Origin of the sequence: Pseudomonas sp. HMSC063H08 (assembly GCF_001813645.1) — a bacterium.
Taxonomy (GTDB): Bacteria; Pseudomonadota; Gammaproteobacteria; order Pseudomonadales; family Pseudomonadaceae; genus Pseudomonas; species Pseudomonas aeruginosa.
Genome location: NZ_KV813619.1, coordinates 73,861 through 91,164, shown reverse-complemented (window position 1 = coordinate 91,164; position 17,304 = coordinate 73,861). Strand labels below are relative to the sequence as shown.

The window sequence follows — 17,304 nt, the reverse complement described above, 5'->3', positions numbered from 1 at the left end:
GCGCGCCCGCCGCAAGGGACGGACGCGCGTGGGGAACTCAGCTCTCGCTGGTTTCCTCGCTCTCTTCGGCGGGCGCCGGCTCCTGCTCCGGCTCGCCTTCGTCGCCCTGCTCGTCGTCCGACTGGCAATACGGCGTCGGGTCCTGCGGCCAGATCGCCTTGCCATTGCCGTCGAGCAACTGTTCGGCGCCGCAATCGGTGGTGGCCACGGTGAAGCGCGGCTTGCCGTTCAGGTCGTACAGTGCGCGCAGGGTTTCCGTCGCCTCGTCGCCAGTGCCGCTGACTTCGTAGCCCAGGATGTAACCCTGCTGCGGATTCACCTCCAGCTTCTGCCAGAGCGCCGGAACCAGCGTGCGTCCCTGGCGATCGAGCAACACGGTGTGGGCAGCGTTGTCCATACCGTCGAGACCTTCCAGGAAACGACCGTCATACGCAGACTGGATGCTGATCAGTTCGCCCGGCTCCAGCAGCATCTTGCCGCTGCGGTCCATCAGGCCCACCACCGGCACCTGGCTTTCCGAACCCATGAAGCTGACGGTCTTCTGCGGCCCGCCCTTCTTCGCCACGACGAACAGGTCGTTGCCCAGCGCGCCGATCTGCGCATAACCCGGCTTCACCCACTCGCTGCCTTCGTCGAGGTTGAAGATGCCGAAGTCGGCGCTGAACAGGCCGGTGCTCACGCCGACGGCAGCCAGGCCGGGCACGTCGACGGTGTAGCCAAGCGCGGTGAGGCCGGCGCTGTCGGCCGAATCGTACTGCGGCTGCACCTTCCAGGCGCCGCTGCGATCGATCAGGCCGTACTTGCCCGACGAGCCATCTTCCATGCGCTGCTGGGCCAGCCCGCCCTGCTTGCCGAAGGCGCCGCAACCGGCGAACTGGGCGGCGATCGCCACCTTGCCCTGGTAGTCGAGGTAGCCACAGGGGCTGTCGTACTTCTCGCGGAACGCCACCAGGCCGTTGGCCGGGGTGCCCAGGTAATCGTAGCTATTGCCGTCACCGACCACGTCGCCCTTGGCATCCACCAGTTGGGAGCCCTTGCCGATGACGCTGGCGCTCATCACGCCGTCGTGGAGGTCGCCCAGGCTCTCGTAGGCCACGGCCTTCTGTTCGCCGGTAGCGAGGTTGATGATCCACTTCTCCTCGCCACGCTCGGCGCTGATCAAGCCGCCGTGTTCGGCGACGCTGCCGTTGACCAGGGTGGTGTCGTAGAGCGCCTCGGTGAGCTGCTTGCCCTTGGCATCGAGGATGCCGCGCTTGCCATCGATCTCGTAGATGATGAATTCGTTGGCACTGTTGGGGTAGATGTCGTCGAAACGCGGCGCCTGGACTTCCTTGCCCTGGCCGTCGACCACGCCGTACTTGCCATCGCGGACGAAGCCATAGAGGTTGGGGGTGAGCAGCGACAGGGCTTCGCCGATATCGTCGCGCAACACCTTGCCGTCCTTCGCCTGGATCAGGTTCCAGCGCTCCTCGCGCGCCGCCATCAGGGTGCCCTGGTAGGCGCTGGCGACGATATTGTCGTAGTCGTTGTCGAACGGCACGAGCAGCTTGGCGTCCTGGTCGATCACCGCGCACTGGCCGTTGAGGCATAGCGGGATGCTCAGTGCAGCCATGCTCGGTGCGGCCGGTTGCGGCGCGACCGCCGCAGGCTTCGGCGCATCGTCGCCCTGGTTGCAGGCGCTGAGGAGCAAGGTGGAAACGGAGACGGCGAGGGTGTTGCGGCCGATACGCGACAGTCTTTGCATGCGGATATGTTCTCGTATGATCCCTGAGATATGTGTCCAGCCGCGATGCGCGCGACATCGCGGAACGCGGTAGCCTTCCCGGCGGAAAGGCGCGGGCATGATGCCCGTGCCGCGGACCGCCTGGCAATGCCCTGGTCCGTCGGCTCGGCGACAGGCGGCGCGCTTGCTGGCAGAATCGCGGCTTTCCGCAAACCGCGCAGGTACCGCCCCATGAACGACCGACTGCAGATCGAAGACCTCCTCCTGGGCGACGGCAAGGAGGTGGTGAAGGGTGCGCTGATCACCACCCAGTACAAGGGCACCCTGGAAGACGGCACGCTGTTCGACTCCTCCTACGAGCGCGGCCGGCCATTCCAGTGCGTGATCGGCACCGGACGAGTGATCAAGGGTTGGGACCAGGGCCTGATGGGCATGAAGGTCGGCGGCAAGCGACGGCTGTTCGTCCCTTCCCACCTGGCCTACGGCGAACGGCAGGTCGGCGCGCACATCAAGCCCCACTCCAACCTGCTGTTCGAGATCGAACTGCTGGAAGTGCTCACCCGCGACGACTGAGCCGAGGGACGGCGGCGGCCTCTGGCCGCCATGCGCAGGACGAATAGTCGCTCGACTATTCGCCCTGCACGAAGCCGGTTTCTCTTCTAATCCGCGGGGCGAGCCGCGGAACCCGTGGCAATGGCGCGAGGCAGGCCGTCCAGCACACGCAGCAGGCAGAACCCCAGGACGGCCCCCGCCGCGCCCGCGACCAGCATCAGGCCGATCGCGCCCGACCAGTCGAAACGGCTGACGATCAGGCCGATCAGCAAGGGGCCGATCACCTGCCCCAGGTAGTTGCCCTGCATTACCCAGCCGATGGCCAGTGGCGTCAGCGAAGGCGTGGGCGAGGCCAGCGGCGCGGTCGCCAGCACGGTGGTGGGAAGCATGCCGGCGACCGCCGAGAAGACGAACCCCAGCGCAATCGCCAGGAGCCCCGGCGTCGCGGCATGGAAGAACGCCGCACCGGTGACTCCCATCAGGATCGCGGTGGTCGCCAGCAAGGCGCCGGGACGTATGCCGCGGGAAAGGATGAAGCCCGCCGCGACATTGCCCAGGGCGTTCGCCGCGACGATGGCCGCGCCGATGAGTCCCGCAGTCTCCAGGGCGACACCCAGGCGCTGCATGAGGAACACGGGGAGGAACGTCATCAGGGCGAAGAACTGCAGGTTGTAGGTGGTGAAGCCGAGCGCCAGCAGGGTGATCGCCGGAACCTTGAGCAACGTGCCAAGACCGGCCGGCCTCACGCCTGCCGCCCTGCGCCCATCGTCGGCAGGGACGCTGAGCGGCAGCAGCAGCGCCGCGACCAGTACCAGCAGTGCGCTCAGTTGCCAGTCGGCGCGCCAGTCCGCGAGCAGCGGCCCGAACAGCATCGAGAGGGCGATTCCGCCTGCCATGAAGGTGCTCCACAGACCGAACACCACGCTGCGCCGCGTCTCGCTGGTAATCCTGTGCAACACGGCGGGCGCCGCCACCACCACGATGAGGAAACCGAGCCCCTCGACGAAGCGAGTGGCGAGCAACCAGGCGAAGTTCTGCATCGACGCACCGAGCAGGCTCGCTCCGCCGAGAATCGCCAGTCCGCCGGTCAGCAGCCGGCGATCTCCCCAGCGACGCACCAGGAGGCCAGCGGCGATGCCGCCGAATACGCCGACGAACGGAAAGGCGGACATGATCCAGCTCAGCGCGGCGAGGTCGCCGCCGAAGCTCCGTTGCAGCGACGGCAGGGCGATGGTCGCCTTGCCGACATGCAGGGCGGCGGCGATGCCGGCGAAGATCACATTGGCAACTGCCAGCCATCGCGGGCTGGCCTGGGGGTGCGGACGAGCGGGAGTGGACGGGCTATCCATCGTTGCCTCCGGGCATGGAGTGGCGCCCGGCAAAGTCGCCAGACGCTCTGCGCGAATTCTGATAGCTCAAGTTAACTTGAGGTAAAGAGCCCAGGAATCAAACGATGTGTTCCATCGCCCGCACCAATGGCAATCCGGCACGCCCGCTCAGTAGAAGTGCTCGCCGTAGAGGTCCCAGGCATTGCGCCGGGCTGCCCGGCGCAGCTGCTCGGTGCAATCCCGCCGACCGACGGCGGATCGTCCCGAGGTGGCAGCGACAGCCTCGGTCTCGATGCGGGACGGTTTGTTGCGCGGAGTGTTCAGGGACATGGCGGCGTCACCAGTTCATCCCCGTCGCCGGCCCGCTCAGCAGCGCCTTCGCCATGCCGCGCGCGGACGCCAGGTCCGGCGCCACGCTCACCGGCGGGCCGTAGACGGCCTGCAGCACCGGCGCCAGCTGCTGCAGGTCGGCGAGGTTGTCCGGCTGGCCGTTGGCACTGAGCAGGATGCCCCGGCAATGCTCGACGAAGCGCTGGCGATTTTCCTTGAGCCATAACACCAGGCGCTTGCGCGCTTGCTGGTCGCCTTCAGCTTCTTCCTGCGGGAGTGGCGGATAGACCAGGGCGAAATCGCACTCGACGGCCAGCAGCGCTTCGACCTCCTCCAACCAGCGCTCGACATCGGCCAGCTCGCGGGGCATCTCGCGGACCTGGACCAGGGGAAAGGCATCGATATCCAACAGGCTCTTAGCGGGGGCATTCATGGGGGGGACTCCTGCGGGGAGGCAAGGCGGAGGAATAAGCGGAAGTGCTTGCCAAAACAGTACTGTACGATACAGTTCTTAAATGACCAGCGTCAACCCTAACGAGAAACGCTCTCAGCAAACCGCCTGGAGGCTTGAACGGACCGTCCCGACGGCCCACCATGCGCACCTTCCGACCGCACCCCGCGAGGCCCGATACCGCCCATGAACGATGCGTCCCCCCGTCTGACCGAACGCGGCAGGCAACGCCGCCGCGCCATGCTCGACGCCGCCACCCAGGCCTTTCTCGAACACGGTTTCGAAGGCACCACCCTGGACATGGTGATTGAACGAGCCGGTGGTTCACGGGGAACCCTGTACAGCTCCTTCGGCGGCAAGGAAGGCCTGTTCGCCGCGGTGATCGCCCACATGATCGAGGAAATCTTCGACGACAGCGCCGAACAGCCGCGCCCCGCCGCCACGCTGAGCGCCACCCTCGAGCATTTCGGCCGGCGCTTTCTCACCAGCCTGCTCGATCCCCGCTGCCAGAGCCTCTATCGCCTGGTGGTGGCGGAATCTCCGCGGTTTCCGGCAATCGGCAAGTCCTTCTACGAGCAGGGGCCGCAGCAGAGCTACCTGCTGCTCAGCGAGCGACTGGCAGCGGTCGCCCCCCACATGGACGAGGAAACGCTCTACGCGGTGGCCTGCCAGTTTCTCGAGATGCTCAAGGCCGACCTGTTCCTCAAGGCCCTCAGCGTGGCCGACTTCCAGCCGACCATGGCGCTGCTGGAAACCCGCCTCAAGCTGTCGGTGGACATCATCGCCTGCTACCTGGAACACCTGTCGCAGCGCCCCGCGCAGGGCTGAGCGACGCGCCGTTCAGGCGGAGGGCGGCAGCGCCTGGCCCGGCAGATCGGTGAGGTGGATCTCGGTGACCAGGGGTTCCTGGCGCGGCAGGGTGCGCTCGAGCAGGGGCGAGAAGCGCGACAGCGCGCCGATCAGGTCCCACTGGGTCTCCAGGGCGGCCCCCAGCTCCGAGAGTTCGTTCAGGACCCGGTGACCGACCCGTTGCAGGCGTGGCTCCTCGCTCTGGCTGAGTTCCACCGAAAGGTGCGCCAGCATGGTGGTCATGTTGTTCATGTTGCGTGTCGCCAGGACCAGGATATTGGCCAGCAGGGCGACATCGCTGTCAGGCAGGGAGGCGTGGGGAGAACCGGCGTTGGCGTGCATGCGAGCATCCTTTCTCGAAGTGCGGTCCGGAGCGAACGTCGCGGGAGAATAGCATCATATTGCCATTACGCAATATCTCCCGCGAAACGCTCAGGATGATTTCCTGATGCCAGGCAGACCGCCAAGGGCGGCAAAGGTTTCCATCAGGTGGACCGCCGGCGCCTCGCCGCGCCGACGGCCCCGACGGCTCACTGCATTTCCAGGGATTTGCGCGGCGGCGTGCTGCGATGAGCGGCTCGCAGGTACTGCGGCGGCCAGGGCATCTGCTCGTTGCGCAGTTCGTCGGCGGCGTGCAACGGCCAGTACGGATCGCGCAGCAGTTCACGGGCAAGCAGGATCAGGTCGGCCTGGCCGGTGCGCAGGATATGCTCGGCCTGCACCGGCTCGGTGATCATGCCCACCGTGCCGCTGGCGATGCCGGCCTCCTTCTTCACCCGTTCGGCGAACTCGGTCTGGTAGCCCGGTCCTACCGGGATTTCCGCATTCGCCGCGGTACCGCCGGAAGACACGTCGATCAGGTCCACGCCCAGGTCCTTCAGGCGCCGGGCCAGTTCCACGGTCTCGTCGGGGTTCCAGCCATCCTCCACCCAGTCGGTGGCGGACAGCCGCACGAATAATGGCAACTCTTCCGGCCAGGCCTTGCGCACCGCGGCGGTGACCTGCAGAAGCAGGCGGATGCGGTTCTCGAAGCAGCCGCCGTACTGGTCGCGACGCTGGTTCGACAGCGGCGAGAGGAACTGATGCAACAGGTAGCCGTGGGCCGCATGCACCTCCGCGACCTTGAAGCCGGCAGCCAGGGAGCGCTCGGCGGCGCGTACGAAGGCCTGCACCAGCGCCTCGATCTGCGCCTCGCTCAGGGCCTCGGGGGTCGTGTGCTGGGGATCGAACGGGATCGCCGACGGCGCCACCGGTATCCAGCCGCCGTCGCCGATCGGCACGCTGCCGTGCTTGCCCAGCCACGGCCGCCAGGTACTCGCCTTGCGCCCGGCGTGGGCCAGCTGGACCCCGGCGACCGCGCCCTGGGACTCGATGAAACGGGTGATGCGATGCAACGGCTCGACATGCGCGTCGCTCCAGATGCCGAGGTCGTCGGCGGTGATGCGCCCCTCGGGCAACACCGCGGTGGCTTCGACGATCACCAGGCCGGCGCCGCCCACCGCGCGGCTGCCCAGGTGCACGAGATGCCAGTCGTTGGCCAGGCCCTCCTGCGCCGAATACTGGCACATGGGCGATACGGCGATGCGGTTGGGCAAGGTGATTTGACGCAGGCTAAGAGGCTCGAACAGCAGACTCATGGCAGGACTCCCGGTCGGTCTTGGAATAAATGCTCACCCCTGAACTTTAGACCGGGTTCGCGGAGGCCAGCGGCCCAAGCGACATAAAGCAGCCGTCCTCCTGGCGGAAGACGGCTTGAGCGGCCCCGGCCGGCATTCCTTCCTGGAGTGCCGGCCGGGGCCACCGAGCTTACAACGCGCTCGGGCAGGTCACGCCGACGGTGCTGAACGCCCGGGTGACGTCAGCCGCCGAGTAGTTGCGGTTCTGCGCCGAGCTAATCACTCCACAGGCACCGCTGTTGTAGTTGCTGGTGGCGGTCCAGTAGTAGCGGTTGGCGTCGACGAACACCTCGAAGGCCTTGCGGGTATCCCAGCCCGGCGAGTTGGCCAGCAGGTAGAACGCACGGTTGTACACGCCGCTGGAGTGGTGCACGTCGATACCGTTGTAGTACTGCGAGGCGTTGTCGATGGATCGCCCGTCGCGGCTGGGCTGGTCCATGTAGCGCAACGCACCGCTGCCCTTCTTGATGTCGTAGCCGATCAGGAAGTCGTTCTTGCCGCGCATGTAGAACTCGGCGGCCTCGCCGGCCATGTCGGAGAACGCCTCGTTCATTCCGCCGGATTGCCCGCGGTAGATCAGCCCGGAGTTCTGCTCGGTGAAGCCGTGGCTGACCTCGTGGGCCGCCACGTCCAGCGACACCAGCGGATAGAACATGGTGGCGCCGTCGCCGAAGAGCATCGCCGTGCCGTCCCAGTAGGCGTTCTCCACACTGCGCCCGTAGTGCACCTTCATGTACAGCTTGTGGGTCAGCGGGCTGGTGCCGAACCAGTCCCGGTACAGGTTGAACACCACGCCGCCGAAGAAATGCGCGTCGTTCAGTGGCGAATAAGCGCCGTTGACCTGCTTGTAGGTGTTGGTCGGGCAGGCGAAGCGGAACGGCGTGGTCTTGCTGTCGTTGGTGCTGCCGTTCATGTCGACGGTGATGACGTTGCCGTCGTCCATCTCGCAGCGGTCGTTGACGATCAGCGGACCGTAGTCGCTACCGTAGGTGTACTTGCCGATCTTCTGGTTGCCACCGGGGCCGCCCGCCTCGGCGTGGGCCAGGCCTTCCCACTGATCGAGCACTTCACCGGTCTTGGCGTCGATGACGAAATGCGGCCGCGACAGTCCCTCGCCGGGAATCAGGTAGGAGACGTTGTAGACCAGTTGGGCGATGTTGTTCTCGCCCAGGCGGATCACCAGTTCCACTTTGTCATTCTCGGTCTTGCGGCCCTGGGCCTTCAGGCTCTTGGCCTGGGCCAGCACCTGCTCGGCGGATACCGCCGCGGTGGTGCTGCCCGGCAGGTCGGCGGCGATGTTGGCGACGAAATGGCCGCTGCGCCGCGCCGCCACGCTCTTGCCGGGACCCTTGACTTCGGTGATGGCTTCGCCGACCACCCGTACGCCGTTGTGGAATTGCTCGTAGCGGGTGACCTGCTTGCCGTTGGGCAGGGTCGTGCTGCGGATCGCTTTCAGTTCGTCGGCACCGCCGGCGCCGACCGCGGCTTGCAAGGTGACCGGGCCGGGCGCGCCCTGGGCAGCCTTGCTGGGGAGTTTGGACACGTCGATCAGGTCGGCGGCAAAAGCGGCCGGCGAAACACCCATGATCGCAACGAACAACAGGTCAAGCGTAGAAACCTTCTTCATCTTGTTCAGTTCTCCTGGTTTTTTCAGGCCGAAGTACTCGGCCGACGCTTACCGCCGCCTTGTGGGCTGATCGGAACAGCCGTATCAGTCCTTCGGGTAGAAGGAACTGCACTCCCCTGGCTCGGTCCCGTTTTCGACGGTGCTTTCGTGTACCAAAAAGAACCCGCGGCCAAACCTGCCAGAACTGGCAGGTAGCCTTGATTTCGCCGGAAATCTGTATGTTTTCGCTGGAATAGCTAGCAGAAAAGCAGGTGGCAGCTAGGTTGCCCCCAGCCCCGGGACGCGCTCAGCGAGGGGCCATGTGGACGATCATCAGTTGCACGCTTTCCTGGCCGCGGAATTCGTTGACGTCGAGCTTGTAGGCCAGCTCGGCCCAGCGCACGGTAGGGTTGGGCCACTGCTCGCGGTCGATGTTGAAGGCAATGCCATCCAGTTGCAGCGAGCCGCATTCGCTTTTCAGCACCAGCTTCAGGTGACGCTCGCCGACGATCCGCTGCTGCACCAGCTGGAACACCCCGTGGAACATCGGCTCGGGAAAGTGCTGGCCCCAGGGACCGGCCTGGCGCAACGCGCGCGCCAGCTCCAGGTGGAACTCCTGGATGCTCAACTGGCCATCGGAGAGCAGGCGCCCGGCCAGGTCCTCCTCGGCCAGTTGGCGGCGTACTTCGGCATCGAAGGCGGCGGAGAAAGCGCCGAAGTTTTCCTGCGGCAACGATAGTCCGGCAGCCATCGCGTGGCCGCCGAACTTGCTGATCAGCCCGGGATGACGGGCGGCTACCGCGTCCAGCGCGTCGCGGATGTGGAAGCCGGGAATCGACCGTGCCGAGCCTTTCAGGCTGCCGTCGCCGGCGTCGGCGAAGGCGATGGTCGGCCGGTGGTAACGCTCCTTCAGGCGCGAGGCGAGGATTCCGATCACGCCCTGGTGCCAGTCGGCGTCGAACAGGCACAAGCCGAACGGCAGTTGCTCCAGGCTCAGCTCCTTGAGCTGCGCCAGCGCCTCGCGCTGCATACCCTGCTCGATGGCCTTGCGGTCCTGGTTCAACTGGTCGAGCTGCACCGCCATGTCGCGGGCCAGCGCTTCGTCGTCGCAGAGCAGGCATTCGATGCCGAGGGACATGTCGTCGAGCCGACCCGCCGCGTTCAGGCGCGGACCGAGGATGAAACCCAGGTCGGTGGAGGTGATCCGTACCGGAGGCCGCCCGGCCACCTCCAGCAGCGCGCGCAAGCCCGGCCGGGCGCGGCCGGCGCGGATGCGCGCGAGGCCCTGGTGGACCAGGATGCGGTTGTTGGCATCGAGCGGCACCACATCGGCGACGCTGCCCAGCGCCACCAGGTCGAGCAGCTCGGCGAGGTTCGGTTCCTTCAGCCCGCGCCGGGCGAACCAGTCCAGCTCGCGCAGGCGCGCCCGCAACGCCAGCATCACATAGAAGATCACCCCGACCCCGGCCATGGCCTTGCTGGGGAATTCGCAGCCCGGCTGGTTGGGGTTGATGATCGCATCCGCCGCCGGCAGTTCCGGGCCAGGCAGGTGGTGGTCGGTGACCAGCACCTTGAGCCCCGCGGCTTTCGCCGCCTGGACGCCGTCCACGCTGGAGATGCCGTTGTCCACCGTCACCAGCAGGTCGGGACGCTTCTCCAGGGCCACGCCGACGATCTCCGGGGTCAGGCCGTAGCCGTACTCGAAGCGGTTCGGCACCAGGTAATCGACCCAGGCCGCGCCGAGCATGCGCAGGGCCAGCACGCCGACGCTGCTGGCGGTGGCGCCGTCGGCGTCGAAGTCGCCGACGATGAGAATCCGCTGGCCGCCCTCCAGGGCATCCACCAGCAGCGCCACGCCCTCCTCGATGCCTTTCAGCCGCTGGAAGGGAATCAGCCGCGCCAGGCCCTTGTCCAGCTCCTCGGCGCAACGCACGCCACGAGCTGCGTACAGGCGTGCCAGCAATGGCGGAAGGTCGCCGAGATCGGGCAGGGTTTCGGGCAGGGGGCGGGGTTCGATACGCATCAGGTCACTCGTTCGGCTCGACGGAAGGAAACGGCGGCGGCGATCAACGCTCGCCCTGCAGCCATTCCAGCTGCAACTCGTGCTGGCCGTTCTCGTCGGTGACGAACAGGGTGCCCTCGCTGATCATCACGGTCCAGTTGATCGAACGCGGCAGGTCGCGGGACAGGCTCTCCAGGGGTTCCTGGGGCACTGCCGCGACGTTGATGTTCTTCAGGCTGCGCACGCTGTCCAGCACCTTGGTCTGCCAGACCCGCAGGTTGCCATAGGCGAGCAGGCTGAAGCGCTCGCAGCGACGCGAGCACCAGGTGATGCGCTCGGCGTCCGGCTGGCCGACTTCGATCCAGTGCAGGACCCGGCCGTCCAGGCTCTTTTCCCAGAGCGCCGGTTCGTCCACGTCCGACAGGCCACGCCCGAAGGCGATCTGCTCGCCGTACCACAGCACGTAGGCCAGCAAGCGCACGGCCAGGCGCTCCTCGGTCTCGGAGGGGTGCCGGGCCACGGTCAGGCGCAACGTCTCGTAGACCCCGCGGTCCAGGTCGGTGAGGGAAATATCGGCTTTATAGGGCGTGGATTGCAGGGCCATGGGAATACCGGCGTGGGAAGCGAAAGGGCGCAAGTCTAACCTGAAACCTGCCCGCGTGCGGTCCGCCGGCCGACCGCCTGCCCTGCCTTTCTCGCGTCGCTGCCGCTCAGCGCGGGGCGTAGCGGCCCCAGAGTTCCTCGAATTCACGCCGATAGGCGCCGATCAGCACGGCGTCGTCGGTTACCAGCAGGTTCTCTTCGTTGTTGACGCTGGCGCTGCGGGTCCAGTTGAAACTGCCGTTGAGCAGCCAGGCGCCATCCACCAGGGCGAACTTGTGGTGCATGTGGAAGGGACTGTCGTCGATTCGCAGCGGCACGCCGGCCTCGCGCAGCGCATGGATGTCGCTGCCTTCGTCGAACTGCTTGTCATCGTCGCTGATGATCCGCACCGGAACACCACGCCGATGGCAGGCCAGGATTTCCGCACTGAGCTGGTCGTCGGAGATGGTGAACACGCAGATGTCCAGGCTCTGCCTGGCCTGCCGGCACAGCTCGCGGATCTTCCGCCGACACTCCTCGCCGGGACTGAAATAGGCGCTGGCGCGGCTGCGCGGCGCCGCCGCGGTAACCTCCAGGGTGCGCACCACCTGCTCCAGCCACTTCAGGGCGGCTATCCGTTCGCCCTGCTCCTCCACGAGGACCAGCTCACGCACCAGGTCGAAGGCACGGTTGCGCAGGAAACGCACCTGGTCGGGCGCCAGCTCGCTGCCCAGTTGGCGTAGTTCGTCCCGTTCCTCGTTGCTCAGCTTCAGGTCGGCCAGGCTGTCGCGCAGTTGGCGGTCCAATCCGTCGAAGTCCATTTCCCGCTCCTCGTGTCCTCAGGGTTGATCGTTCTCCAGCGGCCTCTCGCCGCCCAGCAACCGGCCCAGTTCGTCGAGGCGGCTGGATATCTCGTTGATGCGGTTGTGCGTGCGCAGGTCGACGTCGATCTTGCGGTCCATCACCTTGATCAGCGGCAGGAAACTGTCCTGCAGGCAGGCGGCAAGGCTCTCCAGCACCTGCTGCACGCCCGGCTGCGCAGGCGCCGTCACCTCGACGTTCAGCGCCGGCGCGCCCTGGCCGAGCTGGCGCAATCCAGCCAGCAACTCGTCCCAGGGCGCCGGTTGTACCGGCTGGGGTTCGCGAGCCAGGCCACGGACGCTTTCCACCAGGTCGTTGAGCTGCGCCACCAGCCGTCCGCCGACGTCGGCGTCGCTGCCGCCCATGGACTTGTTGCGCAGGAAGTCACGCTTGATCTGCGCCCAGCGCTCGGCCTGCTCGGGGCTCTGGTTGCCGCGCAGTTCGGCGAGCTTCAGCAGGTTCTCCTCGGCTCCGGTGGTCAGCAGTTGCGACTCGCCCTGGTAGTGGTCGGCGATCAGTTGCAGCAGCTCGGCATCGTTCATCACCGCGGAGATCTTCTCCGCCATCTTGTTCATGTTGCGGTAGCTGCCCTGCAGCTTGAACGGCGGCTCGCTGCGGTACTGGTCGGCCTGGGCGGCGCTGGCGATGTACTGCTGGTTGACCTTGAGCACCACGTCGCGCACCTGCATGAGGCGTTGCAGGGTGCTGCTGATCTCGTTGATCTCGGCACCGCTGTAGCCGTGGGCCAGCTCGTTGCTGGAGAACGGCTTGCCCTCGGCCTTGGCGACGAAGCGATAGACGTCGGCCATGTCGCGGGTGGCCAGCGGCGCGAGAACCGGGTTGGAGGTCAGGGCGTTCTCGATGTAGCTGAGGGAGAACGCCTCCTGCATGCCGCTGAGGGTGTCGCCGAGGTTGTAGATGTCGGCGCGGTTGGCGAGCATGTCGGGAATGCGGAAGACCTCGCCGGACTCGGTGTAGGGGTTGCCCGCCATCACCACGCAGAACTTCCGCCCACGCATGTCGTAGGTCTTGGTCCGGCCCTTCCACACCCCTTCCACCCGGCGCGTGCCGTCGCAGAGGGAGATGAACTTCTGCAGGAACTCCGGATGGGTGTGCTGGATGTCGTCGACATAGAGCATCACGTTGTTGCCCATCTCCAGCGCCAGGTTGAGCTTCTCCAGTTCCTGCCGCGAAGTCGCGTCCGGCGCCTGCCCGGGGTCGAGCGAGCGCACCTCGTGGCCGAGGGCAGGACCGTTGATCTTCATGAAGATCAGCCCCAGGCGGTGCGCCACGTACTCCATCAGGGTGGTCTTGCCGTAGCCTGGCGGGGAGATCAGCATCAGCAGGCCCATCAGGTCGGTGCGCTTGTTCTCGCCCACCGTCCCCATCTGCTTGGCCAGGTTGTCGCCGATGACACCCAGGTAGACGTCATTGATCAGCTTGTTGCGAACGAACGAGGACAGCGGTCGCGGCTTGAACTCGGCCAGGCGCAATGCCTCGCGCTCGTGTTCGACGATCTCCTGGCGCAGCGCCTGGTAGCGCCGCAGCCCCGGCAGGAATTGCTGGCGATGGCGACGCAGGCGGCCGAAGAAGTCGTCCACCGCCAGCGCCAGGCCGCGTTCGACGATGCGCGGATGCTCGCCCATCAGGCCGTCGACCTGGAAGCGCAGGTCGACCTCGGTGATCCGTCGTGGCATCTCCTCGTCCAGCAACGAGAGCGCCACCGCCTCGTCCAGGTAGGCCGCCAGCGGCTGGAACTCGGCGTCGCCACATAGTCCGCGCAGCCAGTTGCCGGCCAGTTCCCACTGGGCGGCGGGCCGCTCGTCGAGGCGCTCCAGGGTCTGCCGGTAGTCGTCCCATAGACGCGCGCCTTGCAGGCGCAGCTTGAGTCCTTCCTGCAATTGCCGGGCATATTTGCTGAAGGTGAATTCGGGACGCTCGGCGGACAATTCCCAGACCAGGTACTCGGCCGCCTCGTCGATATGCTGCGGGTCCAGCGCGATGGGCTGTTCGGCGAGCAGCGCACGCATCGCCGCGGCCACTTCGCCGCGAAGGGCGAGCAGGCCGTCGTCACGACCGAACATCTGCTGGATGCCGCGGCTGCTGCGTGCCCGCTCGGGCCAGCCGGCGACCTCCCGCTCCTCGCGCCGGCGGCTCCAGAACAGGCTGGCGAAAGCCCGCGCCGAGGGCGCGTAGCGTAGCAGTCCGGCGCTCTCGCGCAACGGCAGCAGGCGAACCAGGATCGCCGCCGCATCGTGGTCGTGAATACCTTTCTCGTAGCCCTCCTTGTAGCGCGGCGCGGCGAAATCGCGGATCGCCCGCGCCAGCTCGTCCGGCTGCGCCAGCAGCGCCTGCAAGCGCTCCAGGCTGAAGCCATCGCGGCCCGCGTCGGCGGCGGCGAGCACTTCGCCGGCGAGATATTCGGCGCGGTACAGCGTCTCCGATTCGGACTCCAGGTTCACCTGCCAGAACCCGCGCAACTCATCGAGCCGCGGGTCCTGCAGCGGTTCGAGGAAATCGGTGCCGGTCAGGTGCAGGTACAGCGCGTCGCCGCGCGGCATCAGGGTCAGGTCGAGTTCCTGGGTGTTGACGCTGAAGCGGTGGCGCGGGCCCAGGCGGATGACGTCGCCGCCCTCCTCGAACAGCTCGCTCTTGTCGCGCAATGCGCGGACCGCCTGGTCGCGCGCGGCCTTCAGGCGCGCCTCGACGTCGTCGGCCTTGACGCTGTCCTTCAATTCGCGAAGACGTTCGGCCAGTTCGCGCAACTTGAGGATCAGCGGGTCGGCGGCGAAGAACGCGTTCAGTTCCTCCGCCTGGGTGAAGCGCGCGGTGCGTCGTTGCAGGCTGTCGAGGATTCGCCGGGCGGCGTCGAGCAATCCCTGGGCCTTGCGCTGGCGCTCGTCGAGCAGGGTCTGCTTGTGCGCCTCGAAGGTTTCCAGCAGCTCCTCACGCTTGGCCAGGATGTCGCCGAGGAACTGCTCATGGTCGCCGAACTGGCTTTCCAGTTCCTCCAGTTGCACCAGCAGGCGCGACAGTTGCTCGTCGCAGCGCTCGGGGTCCTGGGCCTGGGCCAGGGCGTTGGTGATGCCCTGGCCGAAGAGTTTGAACTGGGCACCGAACTGGGCCACGGTCTCGCTCGAACCGAGTCCCTTGCGCCGCTGCTCGGCGCGCGCCTTGGCCTGGTTCAGGCGGGCGTAGATCTCCGAGATCGACTCGATGATGCGGGTCCGCTGGGTCGCGTCGTCGATGCGCAGCGAAGCCATCAGCGAGGACAGCATGTCGAGGTCGCCAGCCATCGCCTCCAGGGCCGCCAGCGGCTCGCCGAGCTGGGCCACGGTCTCGGCTTTCTGCGCCTCGCCATCGAGGCTCTGCAGGCGCTCCAGCAAGGGCTGCAGGGCCTGTTCGCTGGCGAGGAAGGTCGCAGTGGCGGCGGCCACCCGCTCGTGGGCCGCGAGCAGTTCGGCCTCCATGGCGTCGAGTCGCGCCACGTCGATGTAGCGGTACTCGCGGATGGTCAGCAGCAAGCCACGCTGGGCGGTGATGCCGTTGAGCCCGTCGACGAACTGCTGCACCCGGTCCCAGCCGTCGGGCAGCAAGCCGGAGAGCAGCGCCTTGTGCCGCTCCTCCGCGTCGACCATCGCCTGGGCCGACTGGCGGCGGATACTCTCGACCTTCTCGTATTCGTCGAGCACCAGCTCGGCGGTCGCCGCCACTTCGCGCAACAGCGGCGCCAAGCCGTCCAGTTGGTCGCTGCCGAGCCAGTGGTAGACGTCGAACAGGCGCTGGGTGTTCTGGCACAGCAGCGAGTAGCGCTGGATCGAAACCGCCGGAGTCTCGATCTCCCGGCACAGGTCGTAGAGGTCGGAGACGCCGCGCACCAGCTCGGCATTGCCGATCCGCCCGAGGAAACCGCTACGCGCCGGTTGGCGGGCCGCGTACTCCTCGGTGCAGAACGGCGTCTGCCAGACCTGCATTGGATGGATGCGGGTCGGTTCCTCGCCTTCGGCGGCGAAGATCACCATGCGTCCGTCCTCCAGGCGCGCGTAGCCGTGGCCGAACAGCGGATTCTGCAACTGGCGGTTGATCAGGTTGTAGGTGAGCAGCACGTTCCGCCCCTGCTCGGGATGGTAGAAAACGTACTGCACGTCCTCGCCGTTGGGCGAGCGTACCGAGCGCTTGAAGCGCATGCCTTCCATGGATTGTTCGAAGGTGCGGTACTCGCCGTTCTGCAGGTAGTAGCCGCCGGGGAAGATGATCCCGTGGTCCTCCGGCAACTGGATGCAGGCCAGGCCGATGGCGTCGATGCGCTCGACCTTGCCGGTCAGGCTGTTGAACACCAGGTAGCGCCACTGCTCTTCGCGATAGGGCAGGACCTTGAGCAGCAGCAGGCTGCCGAGGCGGGCGAATTCAACCTGCGCGTCGTCCAGCGACTGGGTCTTGTCCATCACCTCTTCGCGATAGATGCCCAGGCCGACCTCGGTGTTGTTCTCGACCTTGATGGTCAGGTCGCCACCGATGGTCTCGACGAACAGGGTGTCGAGGATGTTCAGGTGCGGGAAACGGCCCTCCACCACCATCTCGCGGGTAGCCCGCTGCCATTCGAAGTCGAACGGTGCCGGCAAGGCGATGTCGCGCTCGCCGCGGTTGTCGATGTAGCGGACTTCGCTGCCGTCGCTGGAGATCGACCAGCGGAACACGCGGATGTCGGTGATCCGCTCGCCGATCTGGAAGCTGGCCAGCAGCTTGCCGTCGCGGATCGCCAATTGCAGCAGGCGGGTGTTCTTGTAGTAGGTGTAAAGCTCGTTGAAGTCGTTGACGAAGCCCGGCGCGGCGAGAAAGCTGTCCCCCAGTGGCACAGGCTCCGCCTCGTAGCCTTCGCTGCCCTCCACCAGGCGGTAGAGGGAGAACACGTCGGCCACGCCGGTTTCCTTGCGCAGGCCGATGAACACGTTATAGCCGAACAGCAGGCAATCGCCGACCTGGACGATATCGCGGGCGATGCAGTTGTTCTCGGTACGGATGCGGACCCGGCCGATCACATCCATCTGGCTGTCGCCGAACTCCTCCAGGCGACTGGCGTTGAGCCTTTCGGCGGTCTGCCGCAGGCGCTGGCCCTGCTCCAGCAGGCGCTTGTGCAGCACCTCGTAGGCGCCGCCCTCGGCAACGGCCTTGTCCAATACGTCCTGCGCGGGAGTTGCGGCTTGAGTGTCCGACATCCTGGTCTTCCTGGGTCTACGGCGGTCATCGATGGAAACCGGCCCGAGCGGCCTGCCCCGGGCGCAGCCAACAGGCCACGCCAGGTGCTGCGCCGCTCAGGGCGCGGGCGGAACGCCTCCGCAGTTGG

Annotated in this window: 13 protein-coding genes; 2 read left to right on the top strand and 11 right to left on the bottom strand. The window is 66.6% G+C overall.

What is annotated here, in order from left to right:
- Positions 1–37: 37 nt before the first annotated feature.
- Positions 38–1,744, bottom strand: a complete 1,707-nt coding sequence (locus HMPREF2924_RS29860; protein WP_003129881.1) for a WG repeat-containing protein — start codon at positions 1,742–1,744, stop codon at positions 38–40.
- 210 nt (positions 1,745–1,954) lie between these two features.
- Between HMPREF2924_RS29860 and HMPREF2924_RS29855 the strand changes: the two genes are divergently transcribed.
- Positions 1,955–2,296, top strand: a complete 342-nt coding sequence (locus HMPREF2924_RS29855) for an FKBP-type peptidyl-prolyl cis-trans isomerase (protein WP_003092567.1) — start codon at positions 1,955–1,957, stop codon at positions 2,294–2,296.
- Between the two features lie 86 nt (positions 2,297–2,382).
- Here the strand turns inward: HMPREF2924_RS29855 and HMPREF2924_RS29850 are convergent, their stop codons facing one another.
- From HMPREF2924_RS29850 to HMPREF2924_RS29840, 3 genes are all read right to left on the bottom strand, one after another.
- A complete protein-coding gene (locus tag HMPREF2924_RS29850; RefSeq protein WP_003129880.1) occupies positions 2,383–3,624 on the bottom strand; it encodes an MFS transporter in 1,242 nt (413 codons plus the stop codon).
- A 147-nt stretch (positions 3,625–3,771) separates the two neighbouring features.
- Complete coding sequence (gene armR / locus HMPREF2924_RS29845; protein WP_003129879.1) at positions 3,772–3,933, bottom strand: MexR antirepressor ArmR; 162 nt, start codon at positions 3,931–3,933, stop codon at positions 3,772–3,774.
- A gap of 7 nt (positions 3,934–3,940) precedes the next feature.
- The gene (locus tag HMPREF2924_RS29840; RefSeq protein WP_003129878.1) at positions 3,941–4,366 is read right to left on the bottom strand and encodes a hypothetical protein; all 426 of its coding nucleotides are present in this window, start codon (positions 4,364–4,366) and stop codon (positions 3,941–3,943) included.
- 204 nt (positions 4,367–4,570) lie between these two features.
- Between HMPREF2924_RS29840 and nalC the strand changes: the two genes are divergently transcribed.
- The gene (gene nalC, locus HMPREF2924_RS29835) at positions 4,571–5,212 is read left to right on the top strand and encodes an efflux system transcriptional repressor NalC (protein WP_003129875.1); all 642 of its coding nucleotides are present in this window, start codon (positions 4,571–4,573) and stop codon (positions 5,210–5,212) included.
- 12 nt (positions 5,213–5,224) lie between these two features.
- Here nalC and HMPREF2924_RS29830 read toward each other — a convergent pair whose 3' ends face one another.
- The 7 genes from HMPREF2924_RS29830 to HMPREF2924_RS29800 all read right to left on the bottom strand — a co-directional run bounded on the left by HMPREF2924_RS29830 (position 5,225) and on the right by HMPREF2924_RS29800 (position 17,176).
- Positions 5,225–5,575, bottom strand: coding sequence for a hypothetical protein (locus HMPREF2924_RS29830; protein WP_003092579.1), 351 nt, complete (start codon positions 5,573–5,575; stop codon positions 5,225–5,227).
- A 188-nt stretch (positions 5,576–5,763) separates the two neighbouring features.
- Positions 5,764–6,870 carry an NADH:flavin oxidoreductase/NADH oxidase gene (locus tag HMPREF2924_RS29825; RefSeq protein WP_003092581.1) on the bottom strand — a complete coding sequence of 369 codons (1,107 nt, stop codon included), beginning with the start codon at positions 6,868–6,870 and terminating at the stop codon, positions 5,764–5,766.
- Between the two features lie 169 nt (positions 6,871–7,039).
- Positions 7,040–8,536, bottom strand: coding sequence for a M4 family elastase LasB (lasB, locus tag HMPREF2924_RS29820; protein WP_003092588.1), 1,497 nt, complete (start codon positions 8,534–8,536; stop codon positions 7,040–7,042).
- Positions 8,537–8,822: 286 nt separating this feature from the next.
- Positions 8,823–10,538: a single-stranded-DNA-specific exonuclease RecJ gene (gene recJ, locus HMPREF2924_RS29815; protein WP_003092592.1), complete on the bottom strand. Its 1,716-nt coding sequence runs from the start codon at positions 10,536–10,538 to the stop codon at positions 8,823–8,825.
- Positions 10,539–10,581: 43 nt separating this feature from the next.
- Positions 10,582–11,121: a YaeQ family protein gene (locus HMPREF2924_RS29810; RefSeq protein WP_003092594.1), complete on the bottom strand. Its 540-nt coding sequence runs from the start codon at positions 11,119–11,121 to the stop codon at positions 10,582–10,584.
- A 106-nt stretch (positions 11,122–11,227) separates the two neighbouring features.
- The gene (locus HMPREF2924_RS29805; protein ID WP_003092598.1) at positions 11,228–11,920 is read right to left on the bottom strand and encodes a phospholipase D-like domain-containing protein; all 693 of its coding nucleotides are present in this window, start codon (positions 11,918–11,920) and stop codon (positions 11,228–11,230) included.
- 18 nt (positions 11,921–11,938) lie between these two features.
- Positions 11,939–17,176 carry a DNA repair ATPase gene (locus HMPREF2924_RS29800; RefSeq protein ID WP_003129869.1) on the bottom strand — a complete coding sequence of 1,746 codons (5,238 nt, stop codon included), beginning with the start codon at positions 17,174–17,176 and terminating at the stop codon, positions 11,939–11,941.
- Positions 17,177–17,304: the final 128 nt, after the last annotated feature.